At 68.6% G+C, this 18912-nt stretch carries 11 protein-coding genes and 1 pseudogene; 7 read left to right on the top strand and 5 right to left on the bottom strand.

Annotated features, from left to right (window positions below; translation table 11 throughout):
* Nucleotides 1-485: 485 nt before the first annotated feature.
* Together ACGFW6_RS06940 and ACGFW6_RS06935 are read right to left on the bottom strand one after the other, a co-directional pair.
* The gene (locus ACGFW6_RS06940; protein ID WP_393506944.1) at nucleotides 486-812 is read right to left on the bottom strand and encodes a GYD domain-containing protein; all 327 of its coding nucleotides are present in this window, start codon (nucleotides 810-812) and stop codon (nucleotides 486-488) included.
* A gap of 637 nt (nucleotides 813-1449) precedes the next feature.
* A complete protein-coding gene (locus ACGFW6_RS06935; RefSeq protein ID WP_393505466.1) occupies nucleotides 1450-2724 on the bottom strand; it encodes a M23 family metallopeptidase in 1275 nt (424 codons plus the stop codon).
* A gap of 395 nt (nucleotides 2725-3119) precedes the next feature.
* Between ACGFW6_RS06935 and ACGFW6_RS06930 the strand changes: the two are divergent.
* From ACGFW6_RS06930 to ACGFW6_RS06900, 7 genes and pseudogenes are all read left to right on the top strand, one after another.
* Nucleotides 3120-4251: pseudogene (locus ACGFW6_RS06930) on the top strand (IS630 family transposase).
* A 46-nt stretch (nucleotides 4252-4297) separates the two neighbouring features.
* On the top strand, nucleotides 4298-4870 hold the full coding sequence (locus tag ACGFW6_RS06925; RefSeq protein ID WP_393505464.1) for a S1 RNA-binding domain-containing protein: 573 nt from the start codon (nucleotides 4298-4300) through the stop codon (nucleotides 4868-4870).
* 981 nt (nucleotides 4871-5851) lie between these two features.
* A complete protein-coding gene (locus ACGFW6_RS06920; RefSeq protein WP_393505462.1) occupies nucleotides 5852-11707 on the top strand; it encodes a DNRLRE domain-containing protein in 5856 nt (1951 codons plus the stop codon).
* Complete coding sequence (locus ACGFW6_RS06915; RefSeq protein ID WP_393505460.1) at nucleotides 11704-11961, top strand: hypothetical protein; 258 nt, start codon at nucleotides 11704-11706, stop codon at nucleotides 11959-11961. Before ACGFW6_RS06920 ends, ACGFW6_RS06915 begins: the two co-directional genes overlap by 4 nt.
* 170 nt (nucleotides 11962-12131) lie before the next feature.
* Nucleotides 12132-12461, top strand: a complete 330-nt coding sequence (locus tag ACGFW6_RS06910; protein ID WP_393505458.1) for a hypothetical protein — start codon at nucleotides 12132-12134, stop codon at nucleotides 12459-12461.
* Between the two features lie 1048 nt (nucleotides 12462-13509).
* Nucleotides 13510-13806, top strand: coding sequence for a hypothetical protein (locus ACGFW6_RS06905; protein WP_393505457.1), 297 nt, complete (start codon nucleotides 13510-13512; stop codon nucleotides 13804-13806).
* Between the two features lie 329 nt (nucleotides 13807-14135).
* Nucleotides 14136-14942 (top strand): alpha/beta hydrolase, encoded by an 807-nt coding sequence (locus tag ACGFW6_RS06900; RefSeq protein WP_393506942.1) that lies wholly within the window; start codon nucleotides 14136-14138, stop codon nucleotides 14940-14942.
* 186 nt (nucleotides 14943-15128) lie between these two features.
* Here ACGFW6_RS06900 and ACGFW6_RS06895 read toward each other — a convergent pair whose 3' ends face one another.
* The 3 genes from ACGFW6_RS06895 to ACGFW6_RS06885 form a co-directional block, all read right to left on the bottom strand.
* Nucleotides 15129-15779 carry a hypothetical protein gene (locus tag ACGFW6_RS06895; protein ID WP_393505455.1) on the bottom strand — a complete coding sequence of 217 codons (651 nt, stop codon included), beginning with the start codon at nucleotides 15777-15779 and terminating at the stop codon, nucleotides 15129-15131.
* A 92-nt stretch (nucleotides 15780-15871) separates the two neighbouring features.
* On the bottom strand, nucleotides 15872-16498 hold the full coding sequence (locus ACGFW6_RS06890; RefSeq protein WP_393506940.1) for an RNA polymerase sigma factor: 627 nt from the start codon (nucleotides 16496-16498) through the stop codon (nucleotides 15872-15874).
* 1208 nt (nucleotides 16499-17706) lie between these two features.
* Nucleotides 17707-18906 (bottom strand): protein kinase, encoded by a 1200-nt coding sequence (locus ACGFW6_RS06885; RefSeq protein ID WP_393505453.1) that lies wholly within the window; start codon nucleotides 18904-18906, stop codon nucleotides 17707-17709.
* Nucleotides 18907-18912: the final 6 nt, after the last annotated feature.

Below are 18912 nucleotides of genomic sequence, written 5' to 3'. Positions count from 1 at the left end.
ACCGGCCAGATCCATGCCCGAAGCGTCTGCCTACACAACCTCGTGCGTCCTGCACTGATCACCCGCAGCCGTGACCTGCAGCCGCCGGCTCGATCGATGCGCTGCCCTGCTACTGACCTGTCGGCAGTCGGCAGCTTCGGCCGCTATTGAACGCCCTTCCGCAGCTCGAGGACGGGGCTGGACGAGGCTTGTGGGAACACCGCTTTAGGAGTTCGATCCAAGTTCGCTCCGGCTGCTGCCGTCGGCTGATGCGACGGCCGGACGGAGCCGCGAGTGTGTGTCCCTGTCAGGCGTCGTTGATGTCAGTCGTGGATGTCAGAAGCCTCCTGATCCATAGCCCTACAGAGGTCGGTCGATTGCGGGCAGGCAGGACGCTATGAGGGCTTCAACGACCGCTACCCGACGAGGACCGTTGCTGTGCTTGCTGTACCTCGCTGCTGTGCAGCCTGATGCCTGAACCTGGTAGCTGCGTGCCGCCTGGACCGCTACGCGCCGGGAGTTCGGTACTGGACTTGCCCGGCTTTGCGCAGGGCATCCATGGTTTCGTCGACGGTGAGGAGCACGGTCGTCTCGAACGAGCTGAGTGCGCCGCCTCCGCTGATCGCCACGGCGACCGCGGCCATGGAGACATTGTCGGGGGCTTCCCAGAGGTTGTAGCCGTCGCGGGTACCGAACGCGTACCAGAAGCCGTGGAGCTTGCCGCCGACGGACTCGATGTACGACTGAGCGGCATGTGCGCGGTCCTCGGGGTGGCCGATGGGTCTCGCCCAGGTCTCCGGCGTGTAGCTGAACCTTGATAGATAGAGCGGCATCAAGTCTTCCTTTCGTCCCATCAAGGGATGCCACCGATGGGTGGGGTGCGCCCCCGAGACCGCCTGCGTATTCCCCGAACGGCCGGGATGGTGACCGCGTGGCTGCCGGTGAGCGACCCAGGTCACCCCGGAACAGCGGCATCGAAGCCCTCAGTTTGGGAAGTGACGGCGCTTGAAAGGCTACATGGCTTGTGACCTGTGCTTATGTGGCTCATAGCCGACTACTCAAGAGCGGGTTCGCACCGCTGTTGACCGTTGCTGTCCGCTCTTAAGGGCACGCTTTGGGCACGGTGCCGAGATGGAACGCCGACGGCGGTTGGGTAGGCGTCCTCCAGGCTGGGGACGTCTCGACTTGGGGGTCGGCTGAGCGGCGTCATCGCGACTGCACACATCGATGTCGTGAAAGTGCCTGGTCCCCTGCGCACCGGGGGCGCAATGCCCCGGCTTCTGCAATGGACTTGCGGAAGCCGGGGCATCGGTGGATGGGGATGCGATGGTGGGTGCCCCAACGAGGACCTGACCGAGGACCTGACCGTGCCCCGGACAAAGGGGACTGGGAGGACGGCAGGGCCTGATCACCCCTTCGACCGGCTGATGCTTGACGCCGCGCCCGGCCGTCGGCCTGACCGGAGTCCGGTCAGAACCTCAGCACCTCGCGGTCGAGCGGATACCGTGCACGGTGAGGACCCGCGTACGGCGAGCGTGTGATCGGCAGGACGCCGGTCGGCTGCCGACCCAAGTTGTCGTCCCAGAGCCGGGGTTCGACCTGTCCGAGGACGCGGAAGTGCCGGAAGGTGAACGGCGGGCTGTCGGTCGGGAAGAACTCGGGTGTGGTCATCACGGAGAAGTGCAGGTGTGGCGTGCTGGAGTAGCCGCTGTTGCCGATCAGCCCGAGGACTTGGCCGGCTTCGACGCGGTCGCCCTCCCGGACCCTGAGCGAGCCGGGCTTCAGGTGGGCGTAGAGCAGATAGCGGCCCGGCGCGACTTGCACGGTGACGTGGTTGCCGACAGTGTTCTCGATCGGCGGGACAGGCGGCGTGATGGGCGGCGGGTTGTCCGGGAGTCCGTCCTGGACTTCCACCACTCTGCCGCCGGCTGAGGCCACTACCGGATGACGGTAGCTCAGGTAGCTGGAGAGCCGTGTGGGGTCGCCTTCCCACGCCTGCCCTCGCTCGCCGACCCGGTACCAGTCGATCCCGAAGCGCTGCGGCACATCGAAGCGACCGTTGACCGGGGCGAGGCCGCGCCGGTGGTGGGTGTTGCCGCAGCACGACTCGCTGGAGTACCAGGTGCCGGGGCGGACCGGCGGGCTCAGGTTCAACGGCGGGGTATCGGCGGTCCGCGTGGCCTGCACCGTCTCCTCGAAGGAGGAGGGGCCGGAGGGGGCCAGGACGGCACCCGAGAGATGGTGTTCGAGGACTTGGGGCACCGGCTGACCGCGACCGAGGACCAGGTCGAGCCAGATGATCCACTTCTGGGAGCCCTGGATGACGGTCGGCGTCGGCGCCGGGGGCGCCGGGGTGTACCCGTCCGCACCCGGCAGGGGGTCGCCCACCGGATTGGCGGCCTCGGCCAGCGCCCGCCCGCGCAGCGAGCCGATGACCCGGTGCGTGCGGGCGTCCCGGACATCGACACGGTCGAGCCGCAGCGGCGTACTGCTGGGCAGTGAGCTCGTGGTGAGCAGTTCGTACGAGAGGTGCGTCTTGCCGTCCGTGGCGACGAACGGCGTCGGGTGGGTCATCACGGCCGCCGTCAACGGCGTGAACTGTGCGCCGGGCGCCGGAGTGGCCGCGCCGGTTCCGTGTCCGGCTCCCGCTGAGGCCACCAGCATGCCGGCCGCTAGCACGGCAGCGGCGAGCCCGCGAAGTAGCGGGCTGCGGCCTGTGCGGTTGCGAGGGTCGCGCTCTGTCATTGCGCTCTTCCATTCGTCGGATCCGGGGCCGTGAAGGACGTCGGCACGCCCCGCGCCGAGGCGCAGGCCCATGTAATCCGGCGGCGCGCCTCTCCGGGCGGAGGGCGCCGGAGTCAGGTGCCGAACTGCACCCGTCCAGCCGCATCGCCCCCGAGCCCACGCCACCCTCGAAGAGGGCCTGCGCCACCTCGGCCACTGCCCTCCGCAAGCCGTCTCACTGCCGGTGCCCGGCAGCCGTCCTGGTGTGGCTGCCGTTTCCACTGCCGGTGTTCTACCGGCGACTTCGTGTCGGCGTAGTTGCCGACGCCCTAGTTGCTCTGACCGCATAGGTTCGCCGGGTCGGTGGTCGCGGCGGTTGGATGTGGGTGACATCCGATCCGACCACTGGAGGCGCGGTGGCCGAGCCTGTGCGTGTGCGCAGACTGACCGACCAGGAGGGGCAAAAACTGCAGCAGATCGTGCGTCGTGGCAGCACCAACTCGGTGCGCTACCGGCGCGCGATGATGCTGTTGGCCTCGGCCGGCGGGAATCGGGTGCCGGTGATCGCCCAGCTGGTGCAGGCCGACGAGGACACCGTGCGCGGTGTGATCCATGTGATCCACCGGTTCAACGAGATCGGCCTGGCCTGCTTGGACCCTCGGTGGGCGGGAGGCCGTCCCCGCCTGCTCAAACCTGACGACGAGGACTTCGTCGTCCAGACGGCCATCACCCGCCCCACCAAGCTCGGACAGCCCTTCACCCGCTGGTCACTGCGCAAAACTCGTCGCCTACCTGCGGAGAGTCCACGGCCGAGTGATTCGCATCGGCCGCGAGGCGTTACGCAGCCTACTCGCCCGCCGCGGTGTCACCTTCCAGCGCACCAAGACATGGAAGGAATCCCCCGACCCGGACCGCGAGGCGAAGCTGGACCGGATCGAGGAGGTCCTTGACCGCTTCCCCGACCGGGTGTTCGCCTTCGACGAGTTCGGACCGCTCGGAATCCGTCCCACCGCAGGCTCGGGCTGGGCGCAACGCAAACATCCCGACCGAGTACCGGCCACCTACCACCGCACCCACGGAGTGCGCTACTTCCACGGCCGCTACTCGGTCGGCGACGACACCCTCTGGGGCGTCAACCGCCGCAAGAAAGGGGCCGCGAACACGCTGGCCGGGCTGAAATCGATCCGCGCTGCCCGGCCCGACGGCGCCCCGATCTACGTCATCCTGGACAACCTGTCCGCCCACAAGAGCGCCGACATCCGCCGCTGGGCAAAGAAACACAAGGTCGAGCTGTGCTTCACCCCGACCTACGCCTCGTGGGCGAACCCCATCGAGGCCCACTTCGGACCGCTGAGGCAGTTCACCATCGCCAACTCCAACCACCCCAACCACACCGTCCAGACCCGGGCCCTGCACGCGTACCTGCGGTGGCGCAACGCCAACGCCCGCCACCGCGACGTCCTGGCCGCCGAACGCAAGGAATGCGCCCGCATCCGAAGCGAGAAGGGCATCCGCTGGGGCGGCCGTCCCCTCAAGACTGCAGCGTGACCGCCCTTCCCGCCGAGTGCGCAACTCCTCATGAAAGGCTGGGAGCATGATGGGCGGACCGTCCGAGAACCCAGAACTCTGGGCGTTCTTGGAATCACTGCACTGCGGCGAGATCCTTTCCGGCACCGTCACGGCGATTGAGCGGTTTGGCGTGTTCGTGGCGCTGGACGACGGCCCCGACCACCCGGTCTTCCCCGGCGTTGGGTTCATCACGATCCCCGAACTGCCCTGGCGGCGCATCGAATCCGCCTTCGACGTTGTGCAGGTCGGACAGCGCGTCTCAGCCGAGTTCCTTCAGTTCGACACATGGAACCTGGAGGCCAGACTGTCCTTGCGGGCGACACAGCCAGACCCCTTTCAAACATTCGCCGACCGCACTGCGGTGGGGCAGAAACTGCACGGACGGGTCACCAAGCTGGTCCCGTTCGGCGCCTTCGTCCAGGTCACCGACGGGATCGAGGGACTGGTCCACCTGCGAGAGCTCACAGCGACGCCTGTGGAAAGTCCGTCAGATGTCGTCCAGGCCGGCGACGAGGTCACGGTCGTCGTCACTGAGATCGACCGGGAGCGACGCAGGCTCGTTCTCTCTCGACGACAAGGCTCATCTGACCACCGGTGACTCCTCTACGCTCCCGCGACGGCTCCTCGCGCGCGAGTTCCTGAACGCCTGAGCGCCCGCTCGGCGCAAGGGAAGCACCGCTCCAACCCCGCGAACCTATGCGGTCAGAGGACTAGCGACGGTTGTGGTGGTGTCCGCGAAAGCGGAACGCCCGTAGCCGTTGGCGGCGGCGGTGACCGTGTTCCCCAGTCCCACGATGCCTGCCGAGGGCCCCGGGGCCATGACGCAGCTCAGCGAGCAGAGGGGGCGATCATGGCGCTGACAGCCTCACAGCCCAGGTTGTCGTGGTCCCCGATACCCCGTGGCGGTGAATCGCGACGGCGATCATCTTCTTCTGCGTGGCGCCGACGACACGGACCTGCCGCCGTTGGCCCACCCAGGTGTGATCTCCAGATGTCCGTCCTCTGGTCGCAGACCCGGCAGCCTGGAGCGGTTAGAGCTGAGAGTGCCGCTGCGCACGGCAGCGTCCTTCCGACGCCGAACCTGCGCCGATCTTTCAACGAACCGTCATATACCCACACCCGTAGGCGGCTTCGATCGGCAACGTGACCCTTAGTCAGAGAAGCGGACGCTCTCATTACGTTTCTGTCACGAAATCTCGATACCGGAACCCTCTCCCGCGAGGCGTAAAAGTGCGCCCCTGATGATCTTATGTATCCATTAATCGGGCATCCAACCCCCCTGAATCAGTGAGCTCGAGCTCGTATCTGAACCCCCTGTGAAGATCACGTGTCTTCTCTGTTGATACATCTCTCCTCCCTGCCTCCCGATTTTCGGGGGCCTGTCACGGAGAGTGAATTGAGAAAGCAAGGGGTGGGGGCACCTCCAGGGGTGCCGGAAGCCGTGCGGCCGCAGAGCCGGTCGCAGCGGTTCAGAGCTGCGGCCATAGCCGTGTCGCTCACGCTCGTCACACAGTCCGCGCTGGTCGCGGCAGGGGCAGGCCCGGCGTCGGCCGAAGCCGCGAGGGACGTGGGGGCGTCCGTGGTGAGCGATGAGCGCAGCGGACCGGCACAAGCGGAGGACGAGGCGTCTGCACGGCTGATGGCGCGGCTCCAGGACCGAAAGATCGAGATCCTTTCCGAACGCACGGAGGACTCGACGACGTGGGCGAACCCGGACGGCTCGCTCACCACGGACGCGTTCTCCGGGCCCGTTCGCGTCCAGGACGCCGACGACGACTGGCACGACATCGACACCACCCTGTCCGACACGGGCTCGGCTGTGACGCCAAAGGCGACAGCGGCCGAGGTCACCCTCTCCGACGGCGGGGCGGGGACACTCGCCTCGGTCCAGCAGGGCAAGCACCTGTTCGCGATGGGCTGGTCCACCAGCCTCCCCGCGCCGACCCTGAAGGGCGGCACCGCCACCTACGCGCTGGGCGACGGCGCCGACCTCACGGTGCAGGCGCTGCCGCAGGGCTTCGAGCAGTCGGTCGTGCTCAGCGAGCGACCCGAGGGCGGGGTGTCGTATCGCATCCCCCTCGACCTGAAGGGGCTGCAGCTCTCCAAGGCCGACAACGGCCACCTGTTCCTGAAGTCCGCCGGTGGTGACGTGGTCGCCGAGGCGTCCGCCCCGACGATGTGGGGCGCGGACAAGGACAAGGCGTCCGGCGACCCGGCGCACATCGCTGAGGTGGACACTGCGATCGAGCACGACGCCGACGGCGGCACCGTCCTGGTGCTCAAGCCGGATACGGAATTCCTGGCCGACCCGGACGTGTCGTACCCCCTGACGGTCGACCCGGTCTCGACGCTCGCGGCGTCGACCGACACCTGGGTCGCGACCAACTACCCGGACTCACAGCGTGGTTCGACCGAACTGAAGGCCGGCACGTACGACGCCGGTGGCACGGTGGCCCGCAGCTATGTGAAGTTCGATGTGTCCAGGTTCAAGGGCAAGCACATCACCGACACCAATCTGGCGCTGTACTCGAATTACTCCTCGACCTGCGCCACCACGGGTGCGGGCGTGCAGGTCCGCCGGATCACCGCCGACTGGGATCCGGACACGGTGGCCTGGAGCGCCCAGCCCGCGACCACCACGACCGATGCCAAGACGAACACGGCCGCGCTCGGTTACAGCTCGTCCTGCCCGGCCGGGTACATGAACTTCGATGTCGACGGGATCGTGCAGGCGTGGGCCGACGGCTCGGCCAACTACGGTGTCCAGGTCCGGGGCGCCAACGAGACGGACTCGCTCACCTGGCGACGTTTCCGCTCCGCCAACCACGCCTCGGGTGACGAGACCTCCGAGCCGCATCTGCAGGTGACGTACAACTCCTACGGCACGGCTTCGGCCCTCGCGGTCTCCCCGTCGACGGTCAACGCCTACAACGGCTCCCGCTACGTCACCTCGCTCACCCCGTTGCTGAGCGCCAAGGTGACGGACACCGACGGCAGCACCGTCAAGGCGCAGTTCGAGGTGACCCCGAACCCGACCTACAACGACGCCGGCACCTACACATACACCGGCACCAGCGCGGGCGTGGCCTCCGGCGCCACGGCCAAGCTCACCGTTCCGTCGGCCAGTGCCTTCCCGGCCGGCTCCCACCTGCGGGTACGCGTGCGTGCCTACGACGGCACCGACTACGGCACCTGGTCGGCGTACACGAACTTCACCCTCAACACGGCTAAGCCCGCCGCACCAGCCGTGACCTGCACGCCGTACACCAAAGAGGTTTGGACCGACAAGGCCGACGCGGGTGCGACCTGTGTGCTCGACACCTCCTCCAGCGACGGCCAGGGCTACTACTGGGGTCTGGACGACCCCAACACCCCGCAGCGGATCGACGACACGACCAACGGCACGGGCGGTGACCCGCTGTCCGTCACCGTCAAGCCCGCCGCCGGCTGGCACACGCTGTACGCCAAGACCGTCGACTCCGGCGGGAACGTCTCCACCGGCGCTACCGAGTACGCCTTCGGTGTCGGCGGCGCCGCGCTGCTGACGCCGGCCCAGGGCGACCGGCCCCATTCGTCCGTCTCGCTGACCTCGCGCGGCGGCAGCGGCAGCACCGGTGTGACCTACCAGTATCGGCGCGGCGAGACGGACACCTGGCAGGACGTTCCCGTCTCCGACGTCACCAAGTCAGCAGACGCCTCGGCGCTCGCGGCCTGGCCGCTGACGATGAGCGACGTGACCCCTGCCAGCCTCACCTGGGACATCACCAAGACCCTGACGGCAGACGGTCCGGTCGACCTCCGCGCCAAGTTCACCGGCAGTGCCACCGTGTACTCCCCGGTCAACACCGTCACCGTGGACCGGTGGGGCGGTGCTGACATCGGCGAGGACATCGCGCCGGGCGGCGTGAACGCCGTCACCGGCGACCAGACTTTCAGCGCCACCGACGCCACCGTCTTCGGCCTGAGCGCGACGCGTACGGCCTCCTCTCGCCGTCCCGACCTGGGCAAGGAGCAGGACGGTCAGGCGCCGGTCTACGGTCCTCAGTGGAGCGCGGGCTTCAGCGCCGACCGCACTGGCACCAGCTGGGTGTACTTGTACAAGACGTCCGCGACCTCGGTGGCCGCGGTACGAGGGGACGGTTCGGCTGTCGGTTTCACAGCCACCGCCGTGGGCGGCTGGAACGCCGAACCCGGTGCGCAGGGCCTCACCTTGAGCGGGTCGCTCACCACGAGCTTCACGCTGAAGCACAGCGACGGCTCGCTGACGAAGTTCGCCAAGGTCGCTTCGGACGCGACCGCCTGGCAGGTGACGTCCACGGCGATGCCGACCGACAACTCGACCACCACCTACCTGTGGGAGAAGACGACGGCGGCGGGCAAGACGCTTGCCCGCCCGAAGTACCTGATCGCCCCCACCACCGCCGTCTCCGCCGACACCTGTCAGACGACCCCGGCGACCAGGGGCTGCCGGGCGCTGGAGTACGTCTACGCCGACACCACGACGGCGGCGAGCGGCACCCTCGGCGACTTCACCGGCCAGGTAAAGCAGATCAGGCTCTGGGCCACCGATCCTGGCGCCGACGAGGCCACCGCCACGGTGGTCGCCTCGTACGTCTACGACACGGACGGCCGCCTGCGCGAGGCATGGGACCCGCGGATCTCTCCGGCGCTGAAGACGGAATACACCTATACCAGCGCAGGCCGGATCACCGCCCTCGCCCCGCCCGGTGAACTGCCGTGGACCTACACCTACGGTCAGGTCGGCACCGCCGTTCCCGCGGGCCCCGGCATGCTGCTCTCGGTCTCGCGGCCGACGCTGAAGCCGGGCAGCAACACGGAGACCGACGGCACAGCGGTCACCAATGTCGTCTACAACGTGGCCGTCACCGGCAGCCATGCCCCCTACGATCTGTCCGCCTCCGGCGTGGCCGCATGGGGCCAGACCCAGCTCCCGGTACGGGGCACCGCGGTCTTCCCGGCCGACGCCGCCACCAAGGCGCCCTCGTCCAACGACGGCGCCGACGCAGCGAGTGGTGACTTCACCCGGGCGACCGTCACCTATTTCTCCGCGTCCGGCAGAGAGGTCGACACCGCCGAGCCGGGCGGTCACATCTCGACCACCGAGTACGGCGAGAACGGCGACGTGGTGCGCGAACTCACCGCCGCCAACCGTGAACTGGCCTTCGCCACCGGAGGCGACGGTCTCGACCGGCTCACCGTCCTCGGCATCGACGGACTGTCCACGGCCGACCGTGCCCAGCAGCTGTCCACCGTGTCCACCTACTCCGCCGACGGCTCGCTGCTCGACGAGTACGGTCCGCTGCACCTGGTGACCCTCCAGAACGCGCTGAAGGGAGGCACCGGTGGCACCGATCTGGCCGCGGGTTCGCAGGTTCCCGCACGTCAGCACATCGCCAACACCTATGACGAGGGCCGCCCGGCCGACGGCACCGCGACCGTGGCCCGCAAGCTCACCACCACCGTCACCAGCGGATACGTCGATGGCTACCCGGCAGGTGCCGACGCCCGCACGACCAGGACGAGCTACGACTGGGTGAAGGGACTGTCCACCAAGGAGACCGAGGACCCGAGTGGCAAGAACATCAGCCGCACCACCGGCTACGACGCACAGGGCCGGGTGATCTCCGAGCCCGAGCCGCTGTCGACCGGATCCGATGCCGGTACGACGACCCGCCGCTACTGGACCGCCACCGGCTCGGGCACCTGCCAGGGCCGCCCCGAATGGGCCGACCTGCTCTGCTCCTCCGGCCCCGCCGACGCGGGCAGCACCACGACCGTCGAGTACGACCGTCTGGGCCAGACGGCGAAGACCGTCGTCACCGGCGGCTCTGAGACCCGCACCACCACGGTCACCGCCGACGATGCAGGCCGGGCCCTCAAGACGGTCGTCACCGGAAACGGCGACCAGACGGTGCCGACCGTCACCCGGACGTACGACTTGTCCGACGGCAAGCCGGCCACGGTCGCCTCCGACAGCGGCACGATCACCTACACCCGCGACAAGCTGGGCCGCCAGACCGCGGTCAAGGACGGGACGGGCAACACGACGGCCACCCTGTACGACACCCTGGACCGCCCGGTCAAGGTCACCGACTCGGTACCGTCGACGACGACGTACACCTACGACAGCGCCAAGGACGCCCGAGGACTGGCGACCGCCGTCACCGACTCCGTGGCCGGCGAGGTCACTGCGGTCTACGACGCCGACGGTGCGATCGCGAGCGAGCTACTGCCGGGCGGCGTCACCGTCGACTGGGACCGTGACACGGCCGGCAACACCCTGTCCAAGACCTACACCGACAGCTCGGGCGTGGTGGCGTTCGCCGACAACGCCGACGTCAACATTCACCACCAGAACGCGACCCGAAGCCAGACGAAGGGATCAACGGTCAGCGCCGACTACAGCTTCGACGCCCTCGGCCGCTCGGCCGCCATGCACTCGAGCAACTGGTTCCGGTGCGTCGACGAGTCCTACGACTACGACGACAACAGCAGCCTGAAGAAGGTCACCACCGCGACCGGCTCCTGCCTTTCCACAGAGCGGACGACCACGACCACGACGCGCACCTACGACAGCGCGGGGCGCACCACCGGCACCGGCTACGCCTACGACGCCCTGGGCCGCTCCACCGCCCTCGCGGACGGCACGTCCTTCGCCTACTTCGCGGACAGCACCGTGCGCCGCCGCACGGTCGCCGACAGCCGGCGGACCTTCACCTACGACGCCGCCTCCCGGGCCGCCTCCGTACAGCAGGAGACCCTGAAGGACGGCGCGTGGACCGCAGGGGGCACCACCGAGTACCACTACAACGGCCAGAGCGGCCAGGTCGCCTGGGAGGAGAACACCTCCGTCACCCGGCATGTCAGGGACCTCACCCAGGAGTTCCTGGCCACCACCTCGGCCGACGGCGCGGTGGTCCTGTCCCTCAACGACCTCGACGGCGTGGCCGCCGTACAGCTGCCGCTCGACACGTCGCAGCCGCCGGTGGTCGACGGTGGGTCCGGTGACGACCTGAGCGTCTCACCCATGACCGCGGTGAGCGCCACCCCGGTCAGCACCTTCGAATACGCGGTCGGCGGGGCCACCATCAGGATTCCCACCGGGTGCTTCTGGAGCCAACTGATCAAGGGCAGCGGCCGGAAGATCACTTACCAGGACGGCAGCGCCGACTGCTATCCGCCCGCCTCCATCTACACCAAGTTCTGCAACTGGCGGGTCGACTTCCACTACGCCGACACCAACGGGCGCACCTACTCGATCAACAAGGGGGCCATGCACAACACGTGCGCTTACGGCGACCTGATCCGCAAGCGGGAGACGGACCACACTCTGCCGCACTACGGAAAGGCGTGTGCGCACCTGTTCGTCGCGGGCAAGCGAAGGGAAGTGACATGCATCAACATCATCAGGTGAGCGACGACGAAGGCCGCGGCGAGACCGTCGGTCCGGACAGCGTGCCGTCCTGGATGCTCCCGCTGGAGATCGCCGTGTTCCTCGCCGTCACCGTGGCCGTGACCGCGCTCGTTCTGGCCGGCGTCCTACTGGTGAAGTCTCCGGTGGTGATCGACACGACGTACAGCGTCCTCCTGCTCGCCGGGGCCGGGGCCGTCGGTGTCGCCGCCGCGACATACACCCGCAGACGCGTGCTGCGCCATCGGCGCCCCTGACGCACCGGTATGACAAAGGGCCGGAACCACCAGGTTCCGGCCCTTTGACGTCACCCGGAAACGAGGCGTCGGCTACCCGGAGGCCGGCACACCTCGTCTCCTTGCCCTGCGCCGAGACAGCCCGTTTCACAGTCACCCCGGGGGCCGTTGGCCCTCCATACCGTCATGCCGTGATGTTTGATCACGATGAAGGCGACGTTCGCCGGATCAGGGCAAGCTCTAATCCGGCGGCGCGCCGCTCCGGGCGGAGGGCGCCGGAGTCAGGTGCCGAACTGCACCTGTCCAGCCGCATCGACGACCGAGTCCTCGCCTTTGGCAACGTGCCCGGTGAGGCACTGGCGGAGGATGCGAGATTCGAACTCGTGAGGGGTTGCCCCCACACGCTTTCCAACTGTGGTGGTGGGGTGCGTTCGGGGGCGTTCACCTGGGTTCATGAGCGGCTGGTCGGTGTGCAGGAAGTGGGCCTCTGGTCTCGCCTGAATCTCCGCGAACGGCGCTGAATGAGATGGAATTCAGACGGAGGCGACCGGACGAGCGGTTGCTCCTGCCCAGGTGAGCGCTCACGGATGGCTGACCGCCGCGGTCTCGGCTTCGGGCCATCCGCCGCGGTCACCGGCACCGTGGGCGAAGCGCGCTTCTACGGCCACGACGCCATAGGGGCGGTGCAAACGGCAGTCTCGGTGGGGAGGGCTGTGCCCTGATTCCGGTGCCGCGGGATGGTGTCGGGCCATTCCGGGTGCGCATCCTTGACGTCCGGCTGGTAGCTGATCTCGATCGACCCGGCGAACTGCTGAGACATGAGCAGAGGCAGGCCCGCCACGGAGAGTAAACGAGCCTGCCCCTGCACGAGGTTGCCCGCGTACCTCCCCCCGGAGAGCAGGCGACCTGACCTCGCCAGGGGCACTCTCTCCAGCGCACAGTGATCTTCAGGCGTCACGGGCGGCTATCCATCCTCACGAGGCCCATACATCTGTGCAGAGTGATGCGTAGGTTCGCCGCGAGTCGCGTGCGCTGCATCCACGCGGCCAGCCACTCGTGCTCTACCGCATCAGTCCTCGTGTGAACGGACGGGCTGAGGTGCCCGCGCGGGACGTTTCGAGCCGCGGATCGACGACGAGTCCGTCGCCCCTGCCCCGGCAGCACCGCCTTGTGTCTGCATTCCGTTGCGCGTATCAGAGGTCGCCGGGATGTGCAGCACGCTGAGGGGTGACCAGATCGTGTGGACCCGGGGGCCGACGCTTCTCCCTAAGACCGCGCTGCCGGTCGGGCGCTGATCATGTCTCGCGGGTCGAAACGATCTGATGGCGGCTTAGCGCGCCACGCCTGAGGCGCGGTTGCCCACACGTATCGAGTCCGGCTACCTGCTTGAGCGCGCCAGAGACTGCGGGCCGGCGACCCCTTGTAGGTGGCGTGCCGTAGTGCTTGCGCTGCGAGATCACGAACCTCGGCGCGTCATCAGGACATAACAGAATGTATATATATTAATGTCACGTAATCGTATGAAGGTGAACCCTCACAGATCGCACCCTTCACTCCATCGGAGATGACATGCACAAGCTTTGCAAGGCTGCCTTCCTGGTCGTCGCCCTCGGCAGCGCAGGACTCCTGAGCACCGGCACCGCCACCGCCTACCAGGGCGGTCACGGCGGCAAGGACGGGGGCGACTTCAGCGCCCTGCAGAGCTCCAAGTGCAGATCGCACGACCTGAACGTCGACGTCCTCGGCCAGGTCGGCGTGCTCAATGGCCTGTTGGGCAGCGCGCTCAACGGCGAGGGCGACCCGGGCGCGCAGGGCACCCACGTGGGCTCGACGATGGGCTGCGACAACAGCGTCGGCGGCCACTAGGGCGACAGCGACCGGTCCCGCCGTGACAGCCAAGCTCGAGAGGCCGGCTGTCGTGGCGGGATTGGGCGCGCATTGGAGGGTGAGGAGCGGGGCGCTGCCCATGCGTTCGACTTGGGAGAATTGCGGAGCGGTCTACGTGCTGTGTGCGGCTTGCGGGGCGGCGTGGTTGCCTTCCCTGTCTCGCTCGGGTCGGGTGTTGCGCCGTGGGTGATGCCCCGCTGCAGACGAACGGCCAAACAGGGGCTGTCCTGGAAGTGCGCGACAGGAAGCTCTCCCTGGGAGTACGGCCTGTCAGCGTCGATGCGGACGGTGTCACGCTGTCCGGTCTGATGAGTGAGCCAGCGGACGGCTCCGTTCGCGCGGTGATCGTCGCGCTGCACGGCGCGGGGATGAATGCCGGGTACTTCGATGGCCAGGCGCACCCGGACGTGTCGTTGTTGGCGTTAGGCGCGCGCCTCGGCTACACGGTGCTGGCGCTCGACCGCCCCGGCTACGGTGCGTCGCTGGGCTGCTTTCCCCGCGGGCAGGGACTTGCCGCGCAGGCCGCGACCGTGCGCGCCGCAGTGGCCGCCTTCACTGCCCGCCACGCACCCGGTGCCGGCACCTTGCTGCTGGGGCACTCCTTCGGGGCCAAGGTCGCCCTCGCTGTCGCCGCGGACAGCGGCGTGCGGGAGTTGCTGGGCGTGGATGTCTCGGGTTGCGGACGCAGGCTCGCGATGAATCCCGGAGCTGCCGACCGGGGCGCGGGGCGGGCCCTGCGGCGGTTGAACTGGGGGCCATTGGGCTTGTACCCAATGGAGACATTCCAGGTGAGTCGTACAGTCGTGGCGCCGATGCCCGAGCGTGAAGTCGGCACGGTGGAGGGCTGGGCGCGGCTCTCGGCCGTGATCCTGCCGCGCGTCCAAGTCCCCGTGCGGCTGACTTTCGCCGAGCATGAGGCTTGGTGGCGTCACGACGATGACGCGATCGCGGATCTGACCGCGCGGCTGTCCGCGGCTCCACGCATCGTCGTCGACCGCCTGCCTCACGCCGGCCACAACATCAGCCTCGGCTGGACCGCGCGCGCCTACCACCTCAAGGCCCTGGCATTCACTGAGGAATGCGCGGCCTACGCACGGCACACGGCACCCCGGTGACTGTGCGCTGCACGGTGTCCTGGGCCCGCGGATCAGCCGGCCCGCCCGGTGCAATGGTGCATGACCCTGCTTCGCGGTGTGGGCGAGGTGATCGAACCGGGGACGACCGGGCATCGAGCGGCCACCGTACGAAGCAGAAGCGGCCGCCGGAGTCTTGGCGGCCGTGCCCTGGCTCCGGCTCGAACGCTACTTCGACGGCTTGGCCGTTGCGCTTGCCCTGGCCTGGCCATTAGGGGTCTTTTTCGCCTTCGTCGGCGCCGGGGTGGCGTTGACCTCTGAGGTGGTCACCTGGGCGCAGTAGGCAGCCACATGCTCCTTGCCGCCCGCGGCCTCGACGAGACGGTGCCATGCCGTGGCGTTCACGGCGTTGCCACGATTCTTGATCTGTTCGTAGGCGCGGCAGTGTGCTTGAACGTTCTTTGCCGTGTCGGGGTGTTCGGCAGGCTCGGTCGGTTCGGCGCTGGGCTCGGCAGGCGCAGGGGTCTGGTCGCGGGGCGTATGCGACGGTGGCTGGCGCGTGCTGTGGCTGGTGCCGGTATCCGGGGTGTTGGGCGTGTGGCGGTCCACCACGCCGATGGAGGCGAAGGCGATGCCTCCGAACAGCGTACTCGTAGCGAGGGCGACTGCTCCGCCCCGCACCCAGCGTTGCTTCTGGGTTCTGGGGCGCCAGTCGTCCCGACGGCGGGTGCGCAGGGCCTGGTCACCAACCGTGCGCGCGCCGCGGAAGGCGGCGATGGCTCCTTGCTCTCCGCTGTCGCCCACGGGCTCCTGCCGCAGGGCCTCGCCGATCCGCTCGGCCGTCCTGCCCAGGGCGGATGTGTCGTCAAAGTCGCTCACAGCGCGGGCCTCCTGGAGTACTCCGCGGCTCGGAGCGGCTTTGGGCTGTCTGCCCTCGCCGCTGGACCGTTCGCCTCCGTTTCGGTGGGTGCTCATCCTGGTTCCCCCAGCACGCGCACGACATCATGGGTCAGATCGTGGGGAGCCAGCAAGCGGTCCAGACCGCTCAGGCCGCGACGGGCCAGGACCCGTACGACGGTGCCGGGCCGGCGCATCACTCGGGCGGTCGCGGCCTCGTCGAGGCGCACGACATGGCGCAGGAGTACCGCCTCAGCCTGGGCTCGTGGAAGCCGGGCGATCAGGGCCTGGGCAGTCGCCACGGACAGAGCTTCTGCTGACGCGGTGAGGTCGGTGCCGTCCAGGAGCGGCGCATGGCCGAGCCTGTTGGGCGGACGGGTCGATGCGCGGCGACGCTTGAGACAGTCGAGTGCGTGCCGCCGGGCAATGTCCGCCGTCCAGCCGCGGAAGCCGTGCCCGTCGCCGCGAAACCGTGGCAGGTCGCGGGCGATTTCCCCCCAGACGGCGGCGGCAACGTCCTCGGCACTCTCCCTCACGGTCCCGCGAAGGTAGCCGAGCAGACCGGGCTGGACATGCCGATACAGCGCGGCGAACGCTGCCTCGTCCCCGTCCTGGGCCCGAGCGACCGCCGAGCTCAGGGCAAGATCGTCGGCCGGAACGCGCTGATCACGCCATCCCCACTCCACGATGCATCCCCCCATGGGTCGGTCACGCCTGGCAGCGTAAGACACGACACCAGCCTCCTAAGTATGCGGTGGCCACTCGACATGACCGACAAAACACCGCTCACAGGCTCCCCGCTCAAGGTATAGGGAAGTCCCGTGCTCGAATTCACGGACGGGGACTGAGTGGCGGTCAGCTGAGGCACACCACGAGCAGGCAGATCTCCGTCGGCGACGTCGGAGCGGGAGCGGTGCTGGTCTGGGACGTGTCCGAGTTCGCGCTGTCAGCGGTTGCGGGAGCGGACGGCTGCTCTGCGGTGGGTGCGGGGGCCTCGGGTACGACATCGCCGGAGTCAGAGGCAGGGGTCTGTGACTTCGGGGCCGACGACGTAGTCGGTGAGGGAGAGGCAGCGGCTTCCGGTCGGGCGACCGGCGGCGTCGCCTGGGGTACGGCCGTGAGGGACTGCTGGCGTGGGGCGTTGGCCTCCGGCGGCTGCGACGGGCGAGTGGCGGTGCGCAACGGCCGGTCAGTGTTGCGCGGTCTCGACGCCGGGTGGGTGGGCTCTGTCGATGGATCCGCGAAAGCGCCCATGGTCCTGTCGTCCGGAGCCGTGGCTGCGCGCGTGTACGGTCGGTGGAGTGCCGGTCCATCGTGGCAATGGTCAGGCCGCCTCCGACGAAGGCGACGGCGGTCGCGACCACGGCCCGGCGCTGGGTCTTCTTCCAACGGGCCCGCTGGCGACGGCGTGCCGCCCGCCCGTCCCGCGACAGGGGTACGCCGTCGAGTTCGTCGGAGGGGCCGACCAACGGCTCCTCGCCCGGGACGGCCCCGAATGCTTCCTCGCCCGTCACCGCGTCGTCATGCCATGCGCGCGGGGCGGTGGAGTCCCCGGTGGTAACCATGGCGCCGGGTGCGTCGCTCATCGGGGTCGCGACGGCGGATCGGGCCCGCCTGATGCGATCGCCGGCGAGGGACGGAGCGATGTCCGGGGAGCAGGCGCCGCACCCGGGACACACCGGGGCACCGTTGAGATGCCGACGGCACGACGAGCAGTAGTCCATCGGTGGTCTTCCTGGGTTGACTGCGCCATCGGTCCTGTTCGGCCGCGGCCTGGTCCCGTTCGCCTGGGGGATCGAACGGCGAGCAACGCTAACGAGGCTTTGGAAAGGCTGTGCGCATCCGACGTGATGCTCCCGTGTGGATCGGCTGGGCCTGGCGTGTGCGTTGCGTGTTCACGCGTGGTTCCTCAGTCGTGTTCCTGCTGTCCCTTTCCTTTCCTCTGGTGCTCGCCGGACCACTGCTCCTCGGGGTCGTCCCGGGGGTCCTCAAGCGTCGGCGAGGGCAAAGAAGGCGGCGGCGTCACCGACGGTGCGCCGGAGGGAGGAGCCTCACGGGCGGGTGCGGAAGGGGAGGGGGCAGTGCCGTCCGTAGCAGGGGCGGAAGGGTCGCCGCCGGAGTTCAGCGAAGCACCGAGAGCTGCTGCTGCCGCGAACAGCAGGATTCCCGAGCCGCCCAACGCGGCCTTCGACGCGGCCAGGCGGCGACCGCGAGGCCGGGAGTGCGCTGCTCGCCCTCCTGCGAGGTGAGTCGGGGACGACCGCGGTGCGGGGTGCGGGGGAACGAAGGTGGTGCCGGACGGCCGCTCCTCGGGCAACGGCCCCGTCAGCCAGGCGGCGGCCTCCCCAGCAGTGGGCCGCTGCGCGGGGTCCTTTGCCAGCAGGCGCATGAGGTAGTCGCCCAGCGGGCCTTGTATCTCGGGGCGCAGCCGGGTGGGTGGAACCTGGGCGGCGTCGACATGCTGCTTCACCACAGCCAGCGTGGTCGCGCCGAGGAACGGCGGTCGGCCGGTGAGCAGTTCGTACAGGACGCAACCCAGCGAATAGACGTCGGAGGCGGTGTGCGCGGGGCGCCCCAAGGCGCGTTCCGGGGCCAGGTAGTCGGCGGAACCGAGGATCTTGCCCGAGGCGGTGAGCGTACTAGCGGCCGTATCGGCGAAACGGGCAATGCTGAAGTCGGTGACCTTCACCGTGCGGTCGGCGGTGAGCATGACGTTGGCAGGTTTGATGTCCCGGTGGACCACGCCTTCGCTGTGCGCCGCGGCCAGGCCCGCAGCCATCTGCGCCGCGATGCCGGTCGCCTCGTGCGTAGGCAGAGCTCGGCGCAGGGAGCGCTCCTGGGCCAGAGTCCAGCCGTCGATGAGCTCCATGACCAGGTAGAGCCAGTCGTGGTGCGACCCGAAGTCGTAAACGCTCACCAAGTGCGGGTGATTGAGGCGGGCGGCCGTTTGCGCCTCCAGCCGGAAGCGATCGGCATCCGCCGTCTCGTCCGCCCGCAGGAGCTTCACGGCCACCGCGCGATCGAGAGCCTGGTCCGTGGCACGCCAGACCTCACCCATGGCTCCGCGCCCCAGTGGCTCCTCCAAGTGGTAGCGATCAGTCAGAAGCACTGGCAC

The organism is Streptomyces sp. Y7, from assembly GCF_043195415.1.
Classification (GTDB): domain Bacteria; phylum Actinomycetota; class Actinomycetes; order Streptomycetales; family Streptomycetaceae; genus Streptomyces.
The sequence above is the reverse complement of the archived record's forward strand: the minus strand, read 5'-3'. Positions and strand labels throughout refer to the sequence as shown.